The sequence below is a fragment of the Mesorhizobium sp. M0030 genome (genome assembly GCF_040323695.1).
Taxonomy (GTDB): domain Bacteria; phylum Pseudomonadota; class Alphaproteobacteria; order Rhizobiales; family Rhizobiaceae; genus Mesorhizobium.
Genome location: NZ_JAMYVE010000005.1, coordinates 261,978 through 279,755 on the forward strand (window position 1 = coordinate 261,978; position 17,778 = coordinate 279,755).

Sequence of the window (17,778 nt, forward strand, 5' to 3'; positions counted from 1 at the left end):
ATCACTCCGCCGCCAGCGCGGGCGCCTGCGGCACCGTGCGGAAATCGAGATCGCGGCTGACCAGCCGCTCGACCCCGGCCGAGGCATCGGCAAGGAGCTGCCGGTAGCCGGCTATCGACCGCGCAAAGACGTTGTAGATGACCACCGCGGGAATGGCCGCGACCAGGCCCATCGCCGTGGCGAGCAGCGCCTCGGCGATGCCGGGCGCGACGACCGCGAGGTTGGTGGTCTGCGCCTGCGAGATGCCGATGAAGGCGTTCATGATGCCCCAGACGGTGCCGAACAAGCCCACGAAGGGCGCCGTCGAGCCGATCGTCGCCAGCACGCCGGTGCCGCGCGACATGCGCCGCGCCGCCGCCGCTTCGATGCGCGACAGGCGCGACGTCACGCGTTCCTTCAGCCCGTCGCCGGTGACATGGCCGAGCGCACCGGCCGAAAGGGCAGTCTCTTCCTCGGCCGCCCGCACCAAAAGCGCACCGGGGCCGCCACTGTTGCCAAGCGCGCGCCCGGCCTGGCGCAGCGTGGCGGCATTGCCGATGGCGCGCGCAGCGCGACGGGCGCCGAGCTTGCCGAAGAGAATCTCCAGCGATTTGGCCAGCCACACCGTCCAGGTGACCAGCGAGGCGAAGGCCAACCCGATCATCACCGCCTTGACGATGATGTCGGCGGCCATGAACATGCCCCAGGGCGACAGATCGTGCGGCAGCGTCAGCGATATTGCCGAAGGCTCGGCCTGCGCGGATGCACCGGGCTGGGTTGCCGGCTGTGGCGCGGTCGGCGCCGCCTGCCCGGCAGTTGGCGAAGCCGGCGCGACAGGCGCAGCCGGTGCGGGCCGTTCGACTGCGACCGGGGAAGGCTGGGCCGCCGACCGGGCAGCTGCAGCGGGTTCCGTCGTCACCCTGGGCTGCGTGTTTGGCTGCTCTTGCGCAGCAGCGCTGCCGGCCGACAGCATGACCGCGGCCAGCGCCGCCAACAAACCATTTCTGGACACGCTTCTTCCTCGCTTCGTCATTGCACGTACCGATCGGCTGGTCGGTGACGGAATGTCGACCCCGAAAATCCAGCCACTGGTTCTGGCTTCTCTCAAACGCGGCACAGCCGCTGGAAACAATTCAGGCGGCCGAGTGCCCTGCTTGACTATAAAACATGAGTTTACTAGTCAACAAACAAGATGGCTTTTTTGGCCAACGATTATCGGCGCGATGTCTCAGCGGCACATCGTCCTGGCGTCGGTCTACCTGGTGTCGTCGCACTGAGGGATGGACGGCCGCAGGGTTGCTGGGCCACGATACCGGGCAGCAATTGAGGCAGGCTGCGATGATCAAGGCGATACCGTTCGATTTCCCCTATGACGGCCGGCTGGTGCCGGCAAACACCGCGCTGCTGGTCATCGACCTGCAGGAGGATTTCCTCTCGCCGACCGGCTATTTCGCCAGGAAGGGTTATGACCCCGCGCCGCTGCGCGCCATCCTGCCGACAGTCAACCGACTGATATCAGCGGCACGCGCGGCCGGCCTCACCATCATTCACACCAGGCAGGGATATCGCGGCGACATGGCCGACATGACGCCGTACGAGAGATGGCGCCGCAAGCGGGCGGGTCTCGAAGGCACCGACGTGCTGCTGCGCTCCGGCCCCGGCTTTCAGATCGTCGCCGACATCGACGTCGCGCCGCACGACATCATCGTCAACAAGACCTGCAACAGCGCCTTCACCTACACCGACCTGGAACTTGTGCTTCGCGCACGCGGCATCAGCCATCTGATCTTTTCCGGCTGCACGACCGATGTCTGCGTGCACACGACGCTGCGCGAGGCCTGCGACCGCAATTTCCAGTGCCTGACCATCGCCGATGCCTGCGCCAGCGGCGACCAATACGCGCATGACGCGGCGCTGCATATGGTGACGGTGGAGGACGGGGTATTTGGTACGCTGACGGAATCTGACGCGGTGTTGGAGGCGCTGGCAGTGCTGAGTGGTGATTAGACGCTGGCGGGACAGCACCCCTCTGCCCTGCCGGGCATCCCCCGCAAGGAGGGCGATCAGACATCACGTCGGCTTTCGCCAATTACCAACGTTGAGAGCCGGCGCTCAAGCTGCCAATCTCCCCCTTTGAGGGGGAGATGTCCGGCAGGACAGAGGGGGGTGCTGTCCCGCCGGCGTTCCCGATCGCGATCTCGCTACCCAGCTGCGTGAATATCCGACCCGCCCCGCGAGGCAAACGCGCCGGGCTGCGGCACCTCCGCCTCACGGCGTGCCAGCGAATTACGCAAGAGCGCGATCGTCTCGCGGCCGACGCCGGCGATCTCGCGCGGCCTGTCGACGCCAACGATCATGAACTCACTGATGCCCAGCACCGCATAGGACAGCAGCGACAGGGCGATCTGCGCCGGTGGTCCGGAAAGTTCGACCGCCTTGTGTCCGACGGTAGAGGCGCCACCCTCCGAGCGGACCCGGACCGGAAGCGCAAAACGCAGCTTGCCGGCGCGGCCATGCTCGGCGGCGGCGCTGCGCGCCCGTTCCATCAGCTGGCGGATCTCGTCGGGCGAACCAGGCGCCAGCTCGAAGACGTCGGCATGGCGGCCGGCGACCTTCAGCGCCGTGCCGGACTGGCCACCCATGCGGATGGTGATATCGGCACCGTGCGGTCCTTTACGCGGTACGTAGCCGCCCTTGATGCTGTAGAACGCACCTTCATGGTCGAACGGCCGGTCGTTCGACCACAGCCGCTTCAGCAGCACCAGATATTCGTCGATGCGCTGCCAGACCACGGTGTGGCCGACCGGACGCGTCTCGGCATCGTCGTCATCCAGCGGCTCGCTCAGGATCCTCAGCGCCAGCCGGCCGCCGCTCCTGGCGTCGAGCGCCGCCAGTTGCCGCGCCGCAACCGCAGGCGCGATCACGCCGGCCCAGTGCGTCAGCACCACTTCCAGCGACGAGGTGCGGTCCAGCGCCTGGGCGGCGATGTCCATATTGGTCAACAGCCCGGCCGGGTCGTCGACGACGATGTTCTGGAAGCCGGAATCCTCGATCAGCGACAGCTTGGTCGCCGTCTCGACGAAATCATAGAAGAACGGTACGGCCGAACCGGCATCGGCGGCGTGCGTTTTACCGGGAACATGCGTGAACTCGATCGGCATTGCCATCTCCTCCATCACGTTGGATGTATGTCGCCCCCGGTTTTGAGACGACGACATGCGTAAAAACAAGCATCAGCGCCAAAGCGCGTCCGCGTTCGGTTCATCAACTCCGGTCACTCACTGAAAGCGCTAGGTCGCCACCCTTTCGGCCTGATCGGTCAGGGAATCAAGCCGAGCACGACTGCCCCGGTGAACACGAACGCAAGGGCAAAGACGAGATAGGCGAAAGCGCCGGCATAGGCCGGGCGAAAAGCCTGGCTATTGGCCAGCCTCTGGCTGGTGCGGTCTGTCTCGGCGTTCTGGATATAGGACATATCGACCTCCGTCTTGCGGATTAATCTATAAAATCAGTAGACTTTGTCGAGTGCTATTTTTTGGGGATATGTAGAACGATTTTCTCAGTATTCCTTATTATTTGGTTTGGCATTGCTGGGAGCCCCCTGTTGGCGACAAGCGAGCGACAAGCTTGGCCGACGTCTGCATAGGCGATAGCATCGCCATTCCGGCGTAAATGCGGATCATTTCGATCGGGAACGGGGAACAGAACATGGGTACAAGACTAGCCGGCAAGATTGCAATCATCTCGGGCGGCGCGACCGGAATGGGCGGAGCGGCCTCGGAATTGTTCGCCGCCGAAGGCGCCAAGGTGGCGATCATCGACCGCAATGGCGAGGCGGCGGCAGCCACTGCGGCGGCGATACGCGCGCGGGGACATATCGCCGAACACTGGGTGGCCGACGTCTCGGACGAGGCGCAGGTCGAGGCCGCAGTGAAGGCGGCGACGGTCAGGCTCGGCCCGGCCACGGTGTTGTTCAACCATGCCGGCACCATCGTGATAAAGCCGTTCCTGGAGACCACAGTGCAGGAATGGGACTGGCTCCATGCGGTCAATGTCCGCTCGATGTTCCTGATGACGCGCGCCGTGTTGCCGGGCATGATCGCTGCCGGTGGCGGTTCGATCGTCTGCACCTCGTCGATCTCGGCTGTGGCGGCCACACCCATGGAGGTGCTCTACGACACCACCAAGGGCGCCTGCCACATGTTCGCGCGCGCCATCGCAGTCGAATTCCGTGACCGCAACATACGCTGCAACGCCGTCTGTCCCGGCTTCATCCGCACGCCGCACGGCCTGCGCGAGGTCGCCGATCTCGGCAAGCTCGGCGTCGACGTGTCGGACGCCGCATTGGCCGCACAGCAGGGCCGCATCGGTGAGCCGGAGGAAGTGGCCAAGGCAGCGCTGTACCTCGCCAGCGATGAGTCCAGCTTCGTCAATGGCACGCATCTGTTTGTCGATAATGGTTTTACGGCGATGTGAGTATCCCAGGCTTGGCGCCTTACCGCTCTTCTCGTCGAAACGGCTTCAGCAGCGCCGACGGCGCAACCGCGTTGCGTGACATCACGGCCATCGCGACGATGGTGAAAATGAACGGCAGCATCAAGAACGTCTCATAGGGAATATGCCCGAGGCCGCTCGCCTGCATGCGCAATTGTAGCGCATCGACGAAGGCGAACAGCAGCGCCGCGCCCGCAGAGCGCCACGGGTCCCAGCGGCCGAACACGACCAGCGCGATCGCCACCCAGCCACGGCCCGACACGACACCAAAGGTGAAGGCGTTGAACTGTGCCATGGTGAGGAAGGCGCCCGCAAGCCCCATCAGCGCACCGCCGAGGATGACCGCCTGGAAGCGCGTGGCGATGACGCTGACCCCAGCGGAATCAGCGGCGCGCGGGTTCTCGCCGACCATCCGCACCGACAGCCCCCAAGGCGTGCGGTAGAGCACGAAAGCAGCGAGCGGGATGGCAATGATTGCCAAGTAGACCAGCGCAAACTGGTTGAAAACCGCTGACCCCAGAACCGGAATATCCGACAGCAGCGGGATCGGCACCGTCTGAAAACCCTTGATGCTGGGCGGCACCGATTGCTGGCCGAAGGTCAGACGGTAGAGGAAATAGGCAAGGCCGGACGAGAACAAAGTAACGCCGATGCCGCAGACATGCTGGCTGAGGCCGAGCGCCACGGTGAACAGCGCATGCAGCGCACTCATCGCCATGCCGGTCAACACCGCAGCCAGCACGCCGAGCCACAGGCTGCCGCTGAGGCTGGCGGCGGTGAAGCCGGTCATCGCGCAGAGCAGCATGATGCCTTCGATACCGAGATTGAGCACGCCGGCCCGCTCGGAGAACATCTCGCCCAGCGTGGCAAATGCCAGCGGCGTGGCGATGCGGATAATGGCGGCGAGGAAGCCGACCTGAAAGATCTGTTCGAACACCGCGCTCATAAGGCGGCACCGACGCGGCGGATGCGATAGGCCGTGAACAGCAGCGCCACCAGCATGGCGAGCAGCGCCGTGCCCTGGATGACATCGCTGAGGAACGCCGGCACGCCGGTGGCGCGCGACATCGCTTCGGCGCCGGTCATCACGGCGGCCAGGAAGATCGCCGCCGGTACGACGCCGAGCGGATTGAGCCTGGCCAGCATGGCAACGACGATGCCGGAATAGCCATAGCCCGGCGAAATGTCGCTCATCACCTGGAAATGCACGCCGCCGACCTCGCCGACGCCGGCAAGCCCGGCCAGCGCGCCCGACAGCAGCGCCGTCGAGATCAGCACCCGCTCGACATGTATGCCGCCATAGCGGGCGGCTTCCGGGCTTTCGCCGGTGACCCTGATCCGGAAGCCGAGCGTGGTGCGCACGATCAGGAACCAGATCAACGGGGCCGCGATCAACGCGGCGATGACACCCAGATGCAGCCTTGTGCCTTCGAGCAGCACCGGGAAATTCGCCGAATCCTCGATCGGCGGCGAGATCGGATAGCCGCTGAACGAGTCCTTCCACGGCCCCTCGATCAGCGCCATCAGCGCATAGTAGATGACCGAATTGAGCAGCAGCGAACTGACGACGTCGTCCACCTTGAATTTGACCCTGAGCGTCGCGGGCACCAGCGCTACCGCGGCACCGGCAGCAGCGCCCGCCAGCGCCATCGACAGGATCGCCAGCGCGCCCGGCATTGGGATGGCGCCGACGAAGCAGCTGGCCACGGCGCCGGCCAGCAATTGGCCCTCGGCGCCGATGTTCCAGAATTTGGCCCGGAAGGCGACGGCCACAGCCAGCCCGGTGAAGATCATCGGGGCGGCGCGCACCAGCGTTTCGGTGATGGCATAGCTGTCGCCGAACGAGGCCGACAGCATCACGCCATAGGCCTCAAGCACGCCGGCGCCGGCCAGCGCGATGAGGCCGCTGCACAGGGCAAGCGTGGCGCCGATGGCCAGCAGCGGCAAAGCGAGATTGAACCAGGCGGGGGTGGAACTGCGGGCTTCGAGGCGGAACATCAGCTATGCCCCTCCGCCGCCCAGACGGTCGCGCCGCCCCTCATCCGCCTGCCGGCACCTTCTCCCCGTATAGACACGGGGAGAAGGGATCTGGGCCCTATGGCAACTCCCCTCTTGCAGCTGTGGCGATTGGCGAAACCATGGGTGAGAGCCCCTCTCCCCGTCTCTATACGGCGAGAGGATGCCGGCAGGCAGGTGAGGGGCAGCGCTGACGCTTAAAGTCAGCCAAAAGCGGGCAGTATTATTTGAAGTTTCTGCGAGGAACCGAGTGAGAAAGTCCATCTAGGCTCTGCCCTCCGCCCCGGTCATCAGCAGCCCAAGCCGCGCGATGGTCGCATCGGCGCTGTCCAGCGTGCCGGCGATGCGGCCCTCATACATCACCGCGATGCGGTCGCAGAGCACCAGCAGCTCTTCGAGATCCTCGCCGATGACGATGATCCCGCAGCCCTTGGCACGCATGTCGAGGAATTTTTCGTGGATGAAGCGGGCGGCACCGATGTCGAGGCCGCGCGTCGGCTGCGAGACGATCAGCACCTTCGGGTCGAAAGCCAGTTCGCGCGCCAGCAGCGCCTTCTGCAGATTGCCGCCCGACAGCGCGCCGGCGCGGGTCATCGGCCCGGGGCACCTGATGTCATAGGCCTTGATCTGTTCTTCGGCGAAGGCGCGGATCGCATCTGGCTTGAGCAGGCCCCGGCTGCTGAAAGCCGCAGTACCAATGCGCGGCAACACCATGGAATCGGCGAGCGGCAGATTGGTGACCAGCCCGGTCGTCATACGGTCTTCCGGGATGCGGCCAAGGCCGAGCGCCTGCACCTCGCGCGGCGAGAACCGCGTAACAGGTTTGCCGGCTATCGTCATCGCGCCGGCGTCGGGCGCGCGCGTGCCGGAAATCACCTCGGCCAGCGCCCGCTGGCCATTGCCGGAGACCCCGGCAATGCCAAGGATTTCGCCCGCGCGAACGGCAAGCGATATATCGCGCAGCGGCGTCCCCGAATGCCGTGAGGTGGAAATACCGTCGAGCGTCAGCACCGCCGCGCCTGGGGTCGAAGGTCCTCTTGCCGGCGGCACGATCTCATGGCCGCACATCAGCTGCGCCATTTCTGCCGATGTCGTGTTCGCCGGATCGTCGACACGGCCGGCGACGCGGCCGTGCCGCAATACGGTGCAGCGATGGGTGAGCGCCCGCACCTCGTTCAATTTATGCGAGATGAAGATGATGCCGAGCCCCTGCGCCGCCATCGAGCGCAGCGCCGAAAACAGCCCGTCGACCTCGCTCGGCGCCAACACCGCCGTCGGCTCGTCGAGGATCAACAGCCTGGCGCCGCGAAACAGCGCCTTGACGATTTCGAGCCGCTGCTGCTCGCCGACCGACAGCGCGGAGACAGGCAGGTTGGGGTCCAGCGTCAGCCCATGCTGACGGCTGATGTCGGACAACCGGGCAAGTCCGCCGGCGCGGTCGATGCGGCCGGATTTGCCGGGAATGCCAATCAGAAGGTTTTCCAGGACCGTCAGCCTTGGCGCCAAATGAAAATGCTGGTGCACCATGCCGATGCCGGCGGCCAGCGCATCGGCCGAACTGGTGATCCGCACGGTCTTGCCCCGGATAAGAATCTCGCCGGCATCCGGCGCATAGGCGCCGAACAGCACATTCATCAGCGTCGTCTTGCCGGCGCCGTTTTCGCCCAGCAGGCCGAGGATCTCACCTGGGGCGACGCTTAGATCGACAGCCTCATTCGCCTTGACGGCGCCGAAGCTCTTGGTGATGGCGCGCATTTCGATGAGAGGGGCGGACAAAGGTGCTCCTGCGGAGATACCCCTCCCCCTCGAGGGGAGGGTGCCGAGCGAAGCGAGGCGGGTGGGGTCACCTCAACTGCCTCAACCTATGACTTAGCAGGATGGAGCACTTCGCGGAGGACCCCACCCGGCCCTGCGGGCCACCCTCCCCTCAAGGGGGAGGGGTACGCCGAGCTAATCCGAAACCGGCGTGTTCTCGTCGACATCCACCCGGAAATTGCCTTCCAGGATCTCGGCCTTCTTCTTCTCGACCAGATCCTTCACATCCGCCGGCAGCGTCTTGTCGAATTTATGGTAGGGCGCCAGGAACGACCCGCCCTTGGCCATGCGCGAGAAATCGCCATAATCCTGCGCGGTGAAGACACCGGCCTTGACCAGCTTGATCGCCTGCTCGACCGTCGGGTACATGTCCCAGACCGGCCCGGTTATGACCGTGTCGGGGCCGAGGCTCGACTGGTCGGACATGTTGGAGATGGCGAGGATCTTCTTGTCCACCGCCGCCTCGATGACGCCGAAGCGCTCGGCATAGATGACATCGACGCCGGCATCGATCTGGGCGACCGCCGCTTCCTTGGCCTTGGGCGGATCGAAGAACGAGCCAATGAAGGCGACCTTCTTCTTGATGTTGGGATTGACCTCCTTGGCGCCGGCAAAGAAGGCGTTGACCAGCCGGTTCACTTCCGGAATGCCCATGGCCGCCACCGCGCCGATCGTGCCCGACTTCGACATCTTGCCGGCGATCATGCCGGAGAGATAGGCCGGCTCGTGGATCCAGTTGTCGAAGACGCCGAAATTGGGCTCGGCCGGGCCGGCGCCCGAGCCGAACAGCCATGCCGTCTTCGGGAACTGCTTTGCCGTGCGGCGCGATTCACGCTCGGCGGCGAAGGCGTCGCCCAGCACCAGCTGGTACCCGCCTTGCGCATATTCGCGCATGACGCGGCTGAAATCGGCGGTCTGCACCTTTTCCGACCATTTGTATTCGATGCCGAGTTCCTTCTCGGCCTTCTGCAGGGCGACGTGGATCTGGTTGTCCCACGGCTCCTCGATCGGCGTGGCGAAGATCGCCGCCACCTTCAGCTTCTTGTCCTTGGCGAAGGCTGCACCCGGCAGCATGGCTGCGGCCAGGCCAAGTGCGCCGAGTTCCAGCACGTCGCGCCGCGACAGGCCGGTCGATTGCGATTTGTTTTTCCGGTTTTCCATCTAGTGCCCCTCTGTTTGACAGCCGTGTCGAGCCGGCTGTTCCGAAATCAGACGCGGAACTATGGAACGGGTGCGGACTTTTGTCCACATGGTCAAATTTGGCGGTGTCGCTGGCAGGAGCCGGCGCTAGCGTACCGCCTTCTCGCCACCGGCTACGGTGATGACGCCGACAATGATCAGCCCGGTCAGCAACAGCCGAACGCCGGCACTGACGCCGAACGTGTTGAGCATGGTCAGAAGCAGCACCAGGAACAGCGCCGCGCCCCAGACGCCGGGAACATTGGCCTTGCCACCGGCGACCGAGGTGCCGCCGATGACGACGACGGCGATCGAGGCCAGCAGGTACTCGTTGCCGATATCGACATTGGCGCCGCGGAAATAGCCGGCGAGCAGCGCCCCGTCCATGCCGCCGAGCGCGCCCGACAGCGTGTAAGTCAGGAAGCGGGTGCGGCCGACATTGACGCCGGCAAGCCACGCGGCGCGGATGTTCTGGCCGATCGCCAGCACCGAGCGGCCATAGATCATGCGCTGCAAGGCGATGGCCGCACCGATGCTGAACAATACGGTAAGGATCGCCAGCACTGGAATGCCCAGGATTTGCCAGTTGGCAAAATCGGCAAAGCCGGGCGGCGGCTTGATCTGCAGGCCACGCCCATAGCTGATGTCGATCGACTGGATGATGAAGCTGGCCGACAGAGTGGCGATGATCGGCGGGATCCTCAGCGCCCAGATCAGGAGATAGTTGACGGCGCCGATGGCAGCGCCGCAGGTGAGCGCGGCGAGCAGCCCGACCACGATCATGGAATCGCTGCCGCCCATGACCTTCATGGCGACGGCACTGGCGAGCCCGATATTGGCCGGTAGCGACAGGTCGACATTGCCTGGCCCGAGCGTGATGACGAACATTTGGCCGACGCCGACGATGACGGTGAACACGGCAAGCGAAAGTGCCGCCGTGACCATTCCGCCGCCGCCATAGCCGCCGGTGAAAGCGATGGTCGCCAGCCAGACGAACATCGCGCCGATGAACGACCATATCCAGGGTTTGGCGACAAGCGATTTCACAAATGTCATCGCTACCTCTCCCTGCGGCTGATCAGGACGCGGGCCGCCAGCACGATGATCAGGATGGCGCCGTTGGCCGCGACCTGCCAATCCGGCGGGATGTGCATGAAGGTGAGCAGAGGCGATGCCGCCAGCGCCAGTGTCAGCGCGCCAAGCACGGCCCCTATGGGCGATACCCGGCCGCCGACGAACTCGCCGCCGCCGAGGATGACGCCGGCGATCGCCAGCAGCGTGTAGCCATTGCCGATATTGGCGTCGGCCGAGGTGGTGATGCCGATCAGCGCCATGCCGGACAGAACGCCGAACAGGCCGGTCAGCGCAAACAGCACGATCTTGGTGCGCAGCAGCGACCAGCCAGCGCGCCTGAGCGCCGCCGGATTGCCGCCGGATCCCCGCAGGATAACGCCATAGGAGGTGCGCATCAGCCCAAAATGCACCACCGCTGCGATCGCCAGCGCGGCGATGATAGGGAACGGAATGAAGGGCGGCTTGAAGGCCATCAGCGACAAGAGCCAGTCCGGCGCCTTGCCACCGGGCTTGGGCAGCACCAGAATGGCAAGCCCCTGCCAGACGAAGCTCATGCCCAGCGTCACCACGATCGACGGCAGATTGCGCAGATGGATCAGTGCGCCGAGCAGCGCATAAACGCCTATGGAGCCGAGCAGGATGATCACGCCGAGCAGCGGCGCGTCCTTCAGCCAGGTCGCGGTGACGCAGCCGACAAAGCCGACAAAAGTGCCGATCGACAGATCGAGCTCATTGCCGGCGATGACGAACATCTGGGCGATCGTCGCCAGCGCGATCGGGATAGCCAGGTTCAACATCAGGCTGAAGCCGAAATAGCTGATGGCGCGTGGGTTGAGCCAGGCGATGGCGATAACCACCAGCGCCAGCGACAGCGCCGGCAACAGGCTGCGCAACAGGCGCGCGCGGGCGGCACTGCTTCGCGGCGAGGTCGTCAGGCCGGGAGCGATTGCCGTCATCTCAGGCCGCGTCGCCGAATGAGGACTGGATGATCTTTTCCTCGGTCAGCTCGTCGCGCGTGAGATTGGCGACGATGCGGCCGTTCTTGAAGACATGGATGTGGTCGCAATTGTCGAGCTCTTCGGTCTCGGTGGTGTACCAGAGGAAGGTCCGGCCCTTGGCCGCCTCCTCGCGCACGAGATCGTAGACCTCAAGCTTGGTGCCGATGTCCACGCCGCGCATCGGATCGTCCATCAGCACGATCTGCGCATCGGAACCCAGTGCGCGGGCAAACAGCGCCTTCTGCTGGTTGCCGCCGGACAGCGAGAAGATGTTGTTGGTCATGTCAGGCGTGCGGATGCCGATCTTCTGCTTCCAAAACTCAGCAAGCTCGGCCTCGCGCTGCGGCGAGATCAGCAACCCTTTGCGCAGCCGCGCCAGCGAGCGGATGCCGATGTTTTCGGCAATAGACCATTGCGGGAAAATGCCGTCCGATTGGCGGTCTCCGGCCACCAGCGCCACCGGGGCGGTCACCTCGATATCAAGCCTTCTACGCGTCGCGGCGGCAAAGATCGCCAGCAACAGGTCGGTCTGGCCATGGCCGGCAAGCCCGGCAAGCCCGATGATCTCGCCGGCGCGAGCGACAAGCTCCTTGCCGTCCTGCTGCCGCTCGGGCCGCGCCCGCACCCTGAGCGGGCCCGCCGCCGGCCTGGCGGCGATCTCCGCCGCGATCTTCTCGCGCGCTTCCGCGCCGCCCATGGTGGCCACCAGCCGGTCGCGGTCGAACGCTTTTGCAACGTCCGTGGCGACCACCTTGCCGTCGCGCATGACCACGATGCGGTCGGCATTCTGCAGCACCTCGCCCAGCACATGCGAGATCAGGATGCAGCTGCCCCCGGTGGCTACGAAACGGCGCACGAAGGCAAGCAGCTGGCCCGCAGTATGCGCGTCCAGCGAAGAGGTCGGCTCGTCGAGAATGACCAAGTCGAGCGGATCGCGCGTCACCGTGAAGGCGCGCGCCACCTCGACCATCTGCCGCCGGCCGATGGAGAGATCGCCGGCAATGTCGTCTGCCGAGATGCCGTGATCCGGAAAGATTTCGTCCAGCTTGGCGGCAATGAGAGCAGCCGCCTTGCGTCGCCAGCCGAAGCCGGTGAGCGCCGGATGGTTGATGCGCGTATTCTCCGCGATACTGAGGTTAGGGCAGAGCGACAGTTCCTGGAACACGCAGCGTATGCCGAGTTTCAGCGCGCGCGCCACCGAGTAGTCGGTTTCGGCATTGCCACGCACCGCGATCTCACCGCCATCGGGCTGCAGCGTACCGGCCACCATATGCATCAGCGTCGATTTGCCGGCTCCGTTGTGGCCGACCAGCCCGACGCATTCGCCTGATACAACATGGAAGTCGACGCCGTTAAGCGCCCGAACGGCGCCGAAATGTTTTTCGGCGCCGTTCAGCCTGATGATGTCCAAATGGGCGGCGCCGAAATGTTTTTCGGCGCCGCCCAGTCTGATGATGTCCGTATTGGCCTCAGGCATGCTCAACGATATCCGGTCGGTCATGCCGCTGGCAATGAATGCAATGCATCACTTGATATTGGCTTTGATCGCCGCGATTGCGTCTTCCTGGCTGTATTCGTGGGTGGCGACGCCGCCCTCCTTGATTTTCGGCAGCTCGGTCTCGAAATTGTCCTGGGTAAAGGCGAGATACGGCACCAAAAGGTCATGCGGAATGTCGGTGCGGCCGTCGAGCACCTGCTGCGCCACCCAGAAGGCCAGCGACGACACGCCGGGCGCGATCGAGGCCGACCAGGTCTGGTAGCCATCCTTGTCCTTCTGCTCCTTCCACCATTTCAGCTCGTCCTGGCGGTTGCCCATGATGATGGTCGGACGCGGCTTGCCTGCGGCGGCAAAGGCTTGTGCCGCGCCATAACCGTCACCGCCCTGGTCGACGATGCCGACGATGTCGGGCAACGAAGGCAGGATCGTCGCGACCGCCTTCTGCGCCGTCGTCTGGTCCCAGTCGCCGGTCACCGAACCGACGATCTTGAACTCGGGATGGGCGGCGACGCCTTCCAAGATACCGGCATGGATGGCATCGTCGATCGAGGTGCCGGCAAGGCCGCGGATTTCCAGCAAATTGCCGCCCTTGGGCTGGAACTTGGCCATCTGCTCGACTTCCTGCTTGCCCATGTCCTTGAAGTCGACGACGACGCGGTAGGCGCAAGGTTCGGTGACGGTCCCGTCGAAGGAGACGACGACGATGCCGGCATCGCAGGCCTGCTTGATGGCGCCGTTCAGCGCATCCGGCGATGCGGCATTGATGACGATGGCGTCATAACCCTGCAGGATCAGGTTCTGCACCTGGGCAGCCTGGGTCGGCACTTCCTTGTCGGCGGTGGTGAAGATGTCGGCGGCGCCGACGATCTTATCCTCCACCGCCTTCTTGGTGACGATGCCGTAGCTGTCGAGCATCGCCTGGCGCCACGAATTGCCGGCGTAATTGTTGGAGAAGGCGATCTTCTTGCCGCTGGTGTCGGCAAGCGCCGTGCCCGAGGCGAGCATCGCCGTCAGAGCGCTCAGGACGAGCAGTGTCTTCATGTCATAATCCTCCCATAGATTGTCGGCCCCGCCGACTGTTGCAGATGGTTTTGGCGTTGTCTGCCTGTTTTTTATCTATTGTCAGACAAATTCAGATACGCCCGCTTGTCAACTGCGATCGGTTACGCTTTGGCGATCAACTTCAGGTGCGATGATTGAAAAGCCTTCGCCTGCTGGTCTAGGGAAGGGCCCAGGAGACCATGCATGGCAGCGACGCCGCCGACCCTTCCCCCCAGTGCACCCAAAAGAATGGGCGCGCCCGGAATTCCGGCGCGCTGGACGTCAAGCGCCAAGAGCGGCGTAGGTGCCGCGCTTTCAACGGCGAGTCGCGTCTGGTTCACGCTCGGCCATGGCATCGTCAATGAAATCTACTATCCCGGCCTCGACAGCGCCTGCACGCGCGACATGGGACTGCTGGTCACCGGCCTCGGCGGCTGGTTTTCCGAGGAGAAGCGTGACGCCACGCATGCCATCGAGCCGTTCGAGGAAGGCGTGCCCGCCTACCGGCTGGTCAACGCGACGGCGCGTTACCGGATCGAAAAGCGCATCCTGGCGGATCCGGCGCGCCCGGCCCTGCTGCAGGAAATCAGCTTCACGGCACTCGAGGGCGTGGCCACGGACTACCGCGTCTACGCCCTGCTGGCGCCGCATCTGGTCAATGCCGGCATGGGCAACACCGCCTGGATCGGCGAGCACAAGGGCAAGCCGATGCTGTTTGCGTCCGGGCACGGCGCCTGCTTGGCGCTTGCCTCCTCGCTGCCCTGGGGCGACTGCTCGGCCGGCTATGCAGGCTTTTCCGACGGCTGGCAGCAACTCAGCCGCGCCGGCCGGCTCGATCCGACCTGCCAAAGGGCGGAGGACGGCAATGTCGCGCTGACCGGCGAGATCGGCTTTTCTTTAGCCAACAGCGAAGCCTTGCTTGCGCTTGGGTTTGGGGCAACGCCGGATGAAGCGGCCGAAAACGCCGCCGCCAGCCTGAAACGCGGTTTTGAGCCGGCGGCAAAGGTCTATGTCGCGAAATGGCGGAAATGGCAGGCAGGCCTGACGGCGCTCGACCACCATGATGCATCCGGCCTCAACACCTACCGCGTCAGCACAGCGGTGCTGGCGACACACCTGTCGCTGGCGAGGCCCGATGCGGCCGTCGCCAGCCTGTCGATCCCCTGGGGGTTCAGCAAGGGCGACGACGACCTTGGCGGATATCATCTGGTCTGGCCGCGCGACCTCGTCGAAACTGCGGGCGGCTTCCTCGCCGCCGGCGATCCGGCGCAGGCGCTTGAGATCCTCGCCTATCTCCGTTCCATCCAGCAGCCGGACGGCCACTGGCCACAAAATGTGTGGCTCGACGGCTCGCTCTATTGGCCGGGCATCCAGATGGACGAATGCGCCTTCCCGCTGCTGCTTGCCGATGCGCTGCACCGCGCCGGCCACCTGCCGCGCGCAAAGCTCGCCGCCTTCATGCCGATGGTCGAGAAAGCAGCGTCCTATATCGTGCGCAATGGCCCCGTCACCGGGCAGGACCGCTGGGAAGAGGACGCGGGCTACAGCCCATTCACGCTCGCCGTCGAAATATCGGCACTGCTTGGCGCCGCCGATCTGTTCGACGTCAACGGCAAACCCGAGCCGGCTAACTATTTGCGCGAGGTCGCAGATTGCTGGAACGACCAGATCGAGCGCTGGACCTATGTCAGCGGCACACCGGAGTGCCACGAGGCTGGCGTCGACGGGTACTACATCCGCATCGCACCGGCCGACGCTTCAGGCGCCGCATCGCCGAAGGACGGCTTCGTACCGATCAAGAACCGTCCGCCGGGCGATACCGACAAGCCGGCCGAAGCGATTGTCAGCCCGGACGCGCTGGCGCTGGTCCGCTTCGGCCTCAGGGCCGCGGACGATCCGCGCATCGTCGGCACGGTCAAGATCATCGACGCGCAACTGCGCTGCGACCTGCCGCAAGGGCCTCTATGGTACCGCTACACCAGCGACGGGTATGGCGAACACGCCGACGGCGCCCCCTTCGACGGCAACGGCCAGGGCCGACCCTGGCCGTTGCTGGCCGGCGAACGCGCCCACTACGAGCTGGCCGCCGGTAACAAGGACAGGGCGGCAAGCCTGCTCAGGACATTCGAGGCTTCGGCTGGTGTGGGCGGTCTGCTGCCGGAACAGGTCTGGGACGGCGCCGACATACCGGAGCGCGAATTGTGGCTGGGCAAGCCGTCGGGCAGCGCCATGCCGCTGGTCTGGGCGCATTCGGAACACATCAAGCTGTTGCGCTCGCTCCGCGACGGCGCCATCTTCGACATGCCGCCGCAAGGCGTCAAGCGCTATGTCAGGGACAAGACCGGCTCGCCGCTGAGGATATGGCGCTTCAACAACAGGCTGCGCACCATGGAAGCCGGCAAGACGCTGCGGGTTGAACTGCTGCAGCCGGCACTGATCCGCTGGAGCGGCGACCAGTGGCAGACCAGCCATGAAATCAACACGTCCGTGAATGTCTTTGGCGTCCATATGGCGGATCTGCCGGTGACCGATATTCCGCGGGGTAATACGATCGTCTTCACTTTTTTCTGGCCCGACGGCGACCGTTGGGAGAATGTCGACTTCACCGTCGGCATTGAGAACTAACTCGCCAGCAATTTCTTTCCTCAAGCGACTAGGACAACACCATGCAGATCGGAATGATGGGACTGGGCAGGATGGGCGCCAACATGGTGCGCCGCCTGATGCGCGACGGCCATCAATGCGTCGTCTACGACATCAACCCGGCAAGCGTTGCCGCCCTGGTTGCCGATGGCGCCATCGGCGCCGCATCGATGGAGGAGTTCGTCGGCAAGCTTTCCAAGCCGCGCAGCGCCTGGCTGATGCTGCCGGCGGCGATCACCGGCAAGATCGCCGACCAGGTGGCGGCACTTATGGAGCCCGGCGACATCATCATCGACGGCGGCAATTCCTACTATCACGACGCCGTCGACCAGGCGGTCGAACTAGCGGCCAAGGGCCTGCACTATGTCGATGTCGGCACCAGCGGCGGCGTCTGGGGCTTGGAGCGCGGCTACTGCCTGATGATCGGCGGCCCCGATACGGCGGTCAAACACCTCGATCCGATCTTCGCCACGCTGGCGCCCGGCGCCGATGCCGGCGCCACGCCCGACAAGGCGGGCGGGACCGCACCCTTTGGCTACCTGCATTGCGGACCGAGCGGCGCCGGCCATTTCGTCAAGATGATCCATAACGGCATCGAATATGGTGTCATGGCCGCCTATGCCGAAGGCATGAACATCCTGAAATCGGCCAATGCCGGCAAAAGACAGCGCACTGCCGACGCCGAGACCAGCCCTTTGGAAAACCCGCAATACTATCAGTTCGACATCGACCTGCCGCAGGTGGCCGAGGTCTGGCGCCATGGCAGTGTGATCGGCTCCTGGCTGCTCGACCTCACCGCCGGCGCTCTGAAGAGCGACCCGGCATTGGCCCAGTTCGGCGGCCGCGTCTCCGATTCCGGTGAAGGCCGCTGGACGCTGAAGGCGGCGATCGACACCGGCGTGCCGGCGCCGGTTCTGTCCTCGGCTTTGTTCGACCGCTTCTCCTCGCAGGGCGAATCCGAATTCGCCGACAAGCTGCTGTCGGCCATGCGCTATGCCTTTGGCGGCCATGTCGAAAAGCCGAAGGCCGGCAAGTGAAGGC

15 protein-coding genes are annotated in these 17,778 nt (G+C 64.7%); 4 read left to right on the top strand and 11 right to left on the bottom strand.

What is annotated here, in order from left to right; translation table 11 throughout:
• Nucleotide 1: 1 nt before the first annotated feature.
• Nucleotides 2-991: a tonB-system energizer ExbB gene (gene exbB, locus NKJ80_RS13315; RefSeq protein WP_023687757.1), complete on the bottom strand. Its 990-nt coding sequence runs from the start codon at nt 989-991 to the stop codon at nt 2-4.
• Nucleotides 992-1,317: 326 nt separating this feature from the next.
• Here exbB and NKJ80_RS13320 point away from each other — a divergent pair, with 326 nt between their 5' ends.
• Nucleotides 1,318-1,986: a cysteine hydrolase family protein gene (locus tag NKJ80_RS13320; protein ID WP_023704991.1), complete on the top strand. Its 669-nt coding sequence runs from the start codon at nt 1,318-1,320 to the stop codon at nt 1,984-1,986.
• Nucleotides 1,987-2,180: 194 nt separating this feature from the next.
• Here NKJ80_RS13320 and NKJ80_RS13325 read toward each other — a convergent pair whose 3' ends face one another.
• Nucleotides 2,181-3,140, bottom strand: a complete 960-nt coding sequence (locus NKJ80_RS13325; RefSeq protein ID WP_023704992.1) for an LLM class flavin-dependent oxidoreductase — start codon at nt 3,138-3,140, stop codon at nt 2,181-2,183.
• 158 nt (nt 3,141-3,298) lie between these two features.
• A complete protein-coding gene (locus tag NKJ80_RS13330) occupies nt 3,299-3,454 on the bottom strand; it encodes a hypothetical protein (protein ID WP_023670454.1) in 156 nt (51 codons plus the stop codon).
• 233 nt (nt 3,455-3,687) lie between these two features.
• On the opposite strand from NKJ80_RS13330, the gene NKJ80_RS13335 reads away from it, so the two are divergent.
• Nucleotides 3,688-4,455 carry an SDR family NAD(P)-dependent oxidoreductase gene (locus NKJ80_RS13335; protein WP_023698402.1) on the top strand — a complete coding sequence of 256 codons (768 nt, stop codon included), beginning with the start codon at nt 3,688-3,690 and terminating at the stop codon, nt 4,453-4,455.
• Nucleotides 4,456-4,474: 19 nt separating this feature from the next.
• On the opposite strand, the gene NKJ80_RS13340 is transcribed toward NKJ80_RS13335, so the two are convergent.
• From NKJ80_RS13340 to NKJ80_RS13375, 8 genes are all read right to left on the bottom strand, one after another.
• Nucleotides 4,475-5,419, bottom strand: a complete 945-nt coding sequence (locus NKJ80_RS13340) for an ABC transporter permease (protein ID WP_023694455.1) — start codon at nt 5,417-5,419, stop codon at nt 4,475-4,477.
• Complete coding sequence (locus NKJ80_RS13345) at nt 5,416-6,471, bottom strand: ABC transporter permease (RefSeq protein WP_352497702.1); 1,056 nt, start codon at nt 6,469-6,471, stop codon at nt 5,416-5,418. Before NKJ80_RS13345 ends, NKJ80_RS13340 begins: the two co-directional genes overlap by 4 nt.
• A 282-nt stretch (nt 6,472-6,753) precedes the next feature.
• Nucleotides 6,754-8,265: an ABC transporter ATP-binding protein gene (locus tag NKJ80_RS13350; RefSeq protein ID WP_352497703.1), complete on the bottom strand. Its 1,512-nt coding sequence runs from the start codon at nt 8,263-8,265 to the stop codon at nt 6,754-6,756.
• A 174-nt stretch (nt 8,266-8,439) separates the two neighbouring features.
• Nucleotides 8,440-9,465, bottom strand: a complete 1,026-nt coding sequence (locus tag NKJ80_RS13355; RefSeq protein WP_023670460.1) for a BMP family protein — start codon at nt 9,463-9,465, stop codon at nt 8,440-8,442.
• Nucleotides 9,466-9,591: 126 nt separating this feature from the next.
• Complete coding sequence (locus NKJ80_RS13360; RefSeq protein WP_352497704.1) at nt 9,592-10,539, bottom strand: ABC transporter permease; 948 nt, start codon at nt 10,537-10,539, stop codon at nt 9,592-9,594.
• 2 nt (nt 10,540-10,541) lie between these two features.
• The gene (locus tag NKJ80_RS13365) at nt 10,542-11,513 is read right to left on the bottom strand and encodes an ABC transporter permease (protein ID WP_352497706.1); all 972 of its coding nucleotides are present in this window, start codon (nt 11,511-11,513) and stop codon (nt 10,542-10,544) included.
• Between the two features lies 1 nt (nt 11,514).
• Nucleotides 11,515-13,032, bottom strand: a complete 1,518-nt coding sequence (locus NKJ80_RS13370) for a sugar ABC transporter ATP-binding protein (protein ID WP_023732918.1) — start codon at nt 13,030-13,032, stop codon at nt 11,515-11,517.
• Nucleotides 13,033-13,080: 48 nt separating this feature from the next.
• Entirely contained in the window at nt 13,081-14,094 is a 1,014-nt protein-coding gene (locus NKJ80_RS13375; RefSeq protein ID WP_352497707.1) for an ABC transporter substrate-binding protein, read from the bottom strand.
• A 204-nt stretch (nt 14,095-14,298) separates the two neighbouring features.
• Here NKJ80_RS13375 and NKJ80_RS13380 point away from each other — a divergent pair, with 204 nt between their 5' ends.
• Nucleotides 14,299-16,719 carry a glucan 1,4-alpha-glucosidase gene (locus tag NKJ80_RS13380; protein WP_352497708.1) on the top strand — a complete coding sequence of 807 codons (2,421 nt, stop codon included), beginning with the start codon at nt 14,299-14,301 and terminating at the stop codon, nt 16,717-16,719.
• Nucleotides 16,720-16,760: 41 nt separating this feature from the next.
• A complete protein-coding gene (gene gnd / locus NKJ80_RS13385) occupies nt 16,761-17,774 on the top strand; it encodes a phosphogluconate dehydrogenase (NAD(+)-dependent, decarboxylating) (protein ID WP_352497709.1) in 1,014 nt (337 codons plus the stop codon).
• Nucleotides 17,775-17,778: the final 4 nt, after the last annotated feature.

Excerpts from the sequence above, each read along its gene's own strand:
- NKJ80_RS13330 (WP_023670454.1), bottom strand. The coding sequence starts at position 3,454 with ATGTCCTATATCCAGAACGCCGAGACAGACCGCACCAGCCAGAGGCTG.
- NKJ80_RS13335 (WP_023698402.1), top strand. The coding sequence starts at position 3,688 with ATGGGTACAAGACTAGCCGGCAAGATTGCAATCATCTCGGGCGGCGCG.
- NKJ80_RS13365 (WP_352497706.1), bottom strand. The coding sequence starts at position 11,513 with ATGACGGCAATCGCTCCCGGCCTGACGACCTCGCCGCGAAGCAGTGCC.
- NKJ80_RS13345 (WP_352497702.1), bottom strand. The coding sequence starts at position 6,471 with ATGTTCCGCCTCGAAGCCCGCAGTTCCACCCCCGCCTGGTTCAATCTC.
- gnd (WP_352497709.1), top strand. The coding sequence starts at position 16,761 with ATGCAGATCGGAATGATGGGACTGGGCAGGATGGGCGCCAACATGGTG.
- NKJ80_RS13325 (WP_023704992.1), bottom strand. The coding sequence starts at position 3,140 with ATGCCGATCGAGTTCACGCATGTTCCCGGTAAAACGCACGCCGCCGAT.
- NKJ80_RS13360 (WP_352497704.1), bottom strand. The coding sequence starts at position 10,539 with ATGACATTTGTGAAATCGCTTGTCGCCAAACCCTGGATATGGTCGTTC.
- NKJ80_RS13375 (WP_352497707.1), bottom strand. The coding sequence starts at position 14,094 with ATGAAGACACTGCTCGTCCTGAGCGCTCTGACGGCGATGCTCGCCTCG.
- NKJ80_RS13340 (WP_023694455.1), bottom strand. The coding sequence starts at position 5,419 with ATGAGCGCGGTGTTCGAACAGATCTTTCAGGTCGGCTTCCTCGCCGCC.
- NKJ80_RS13370 (WP_023732918.1), bottom strand. The coding sequence starts at position 13,032 with ATGCCTGAGGCCAATACGGACATCATCAGACTGGGCGGCGCCGAAAAA.
- NKJ80_RS13320 (WP_023704991.1), top strand. The coding sequence starts at position 1,318 with ATGATCAAGGCGATACCGTTCGATTTCCCCTATGACGGCCGGCTGGTG.
- NKJ80_RS13355 (WP_023670460.1), bottom strand. The coding sequence starts at position 9,465 with ATGGAAAACCGGAAAAACAAATCGCAATCGACCGGCCTGTCGCGGCGC.
- NKJ80_RS13380 (WP_352497708.1), top strand. The coding sequence starts at position 14,299 with ATGGCAGCGACGCCGCCGACCCTTCCCCCCAGTGCACCCAAAAGAATG.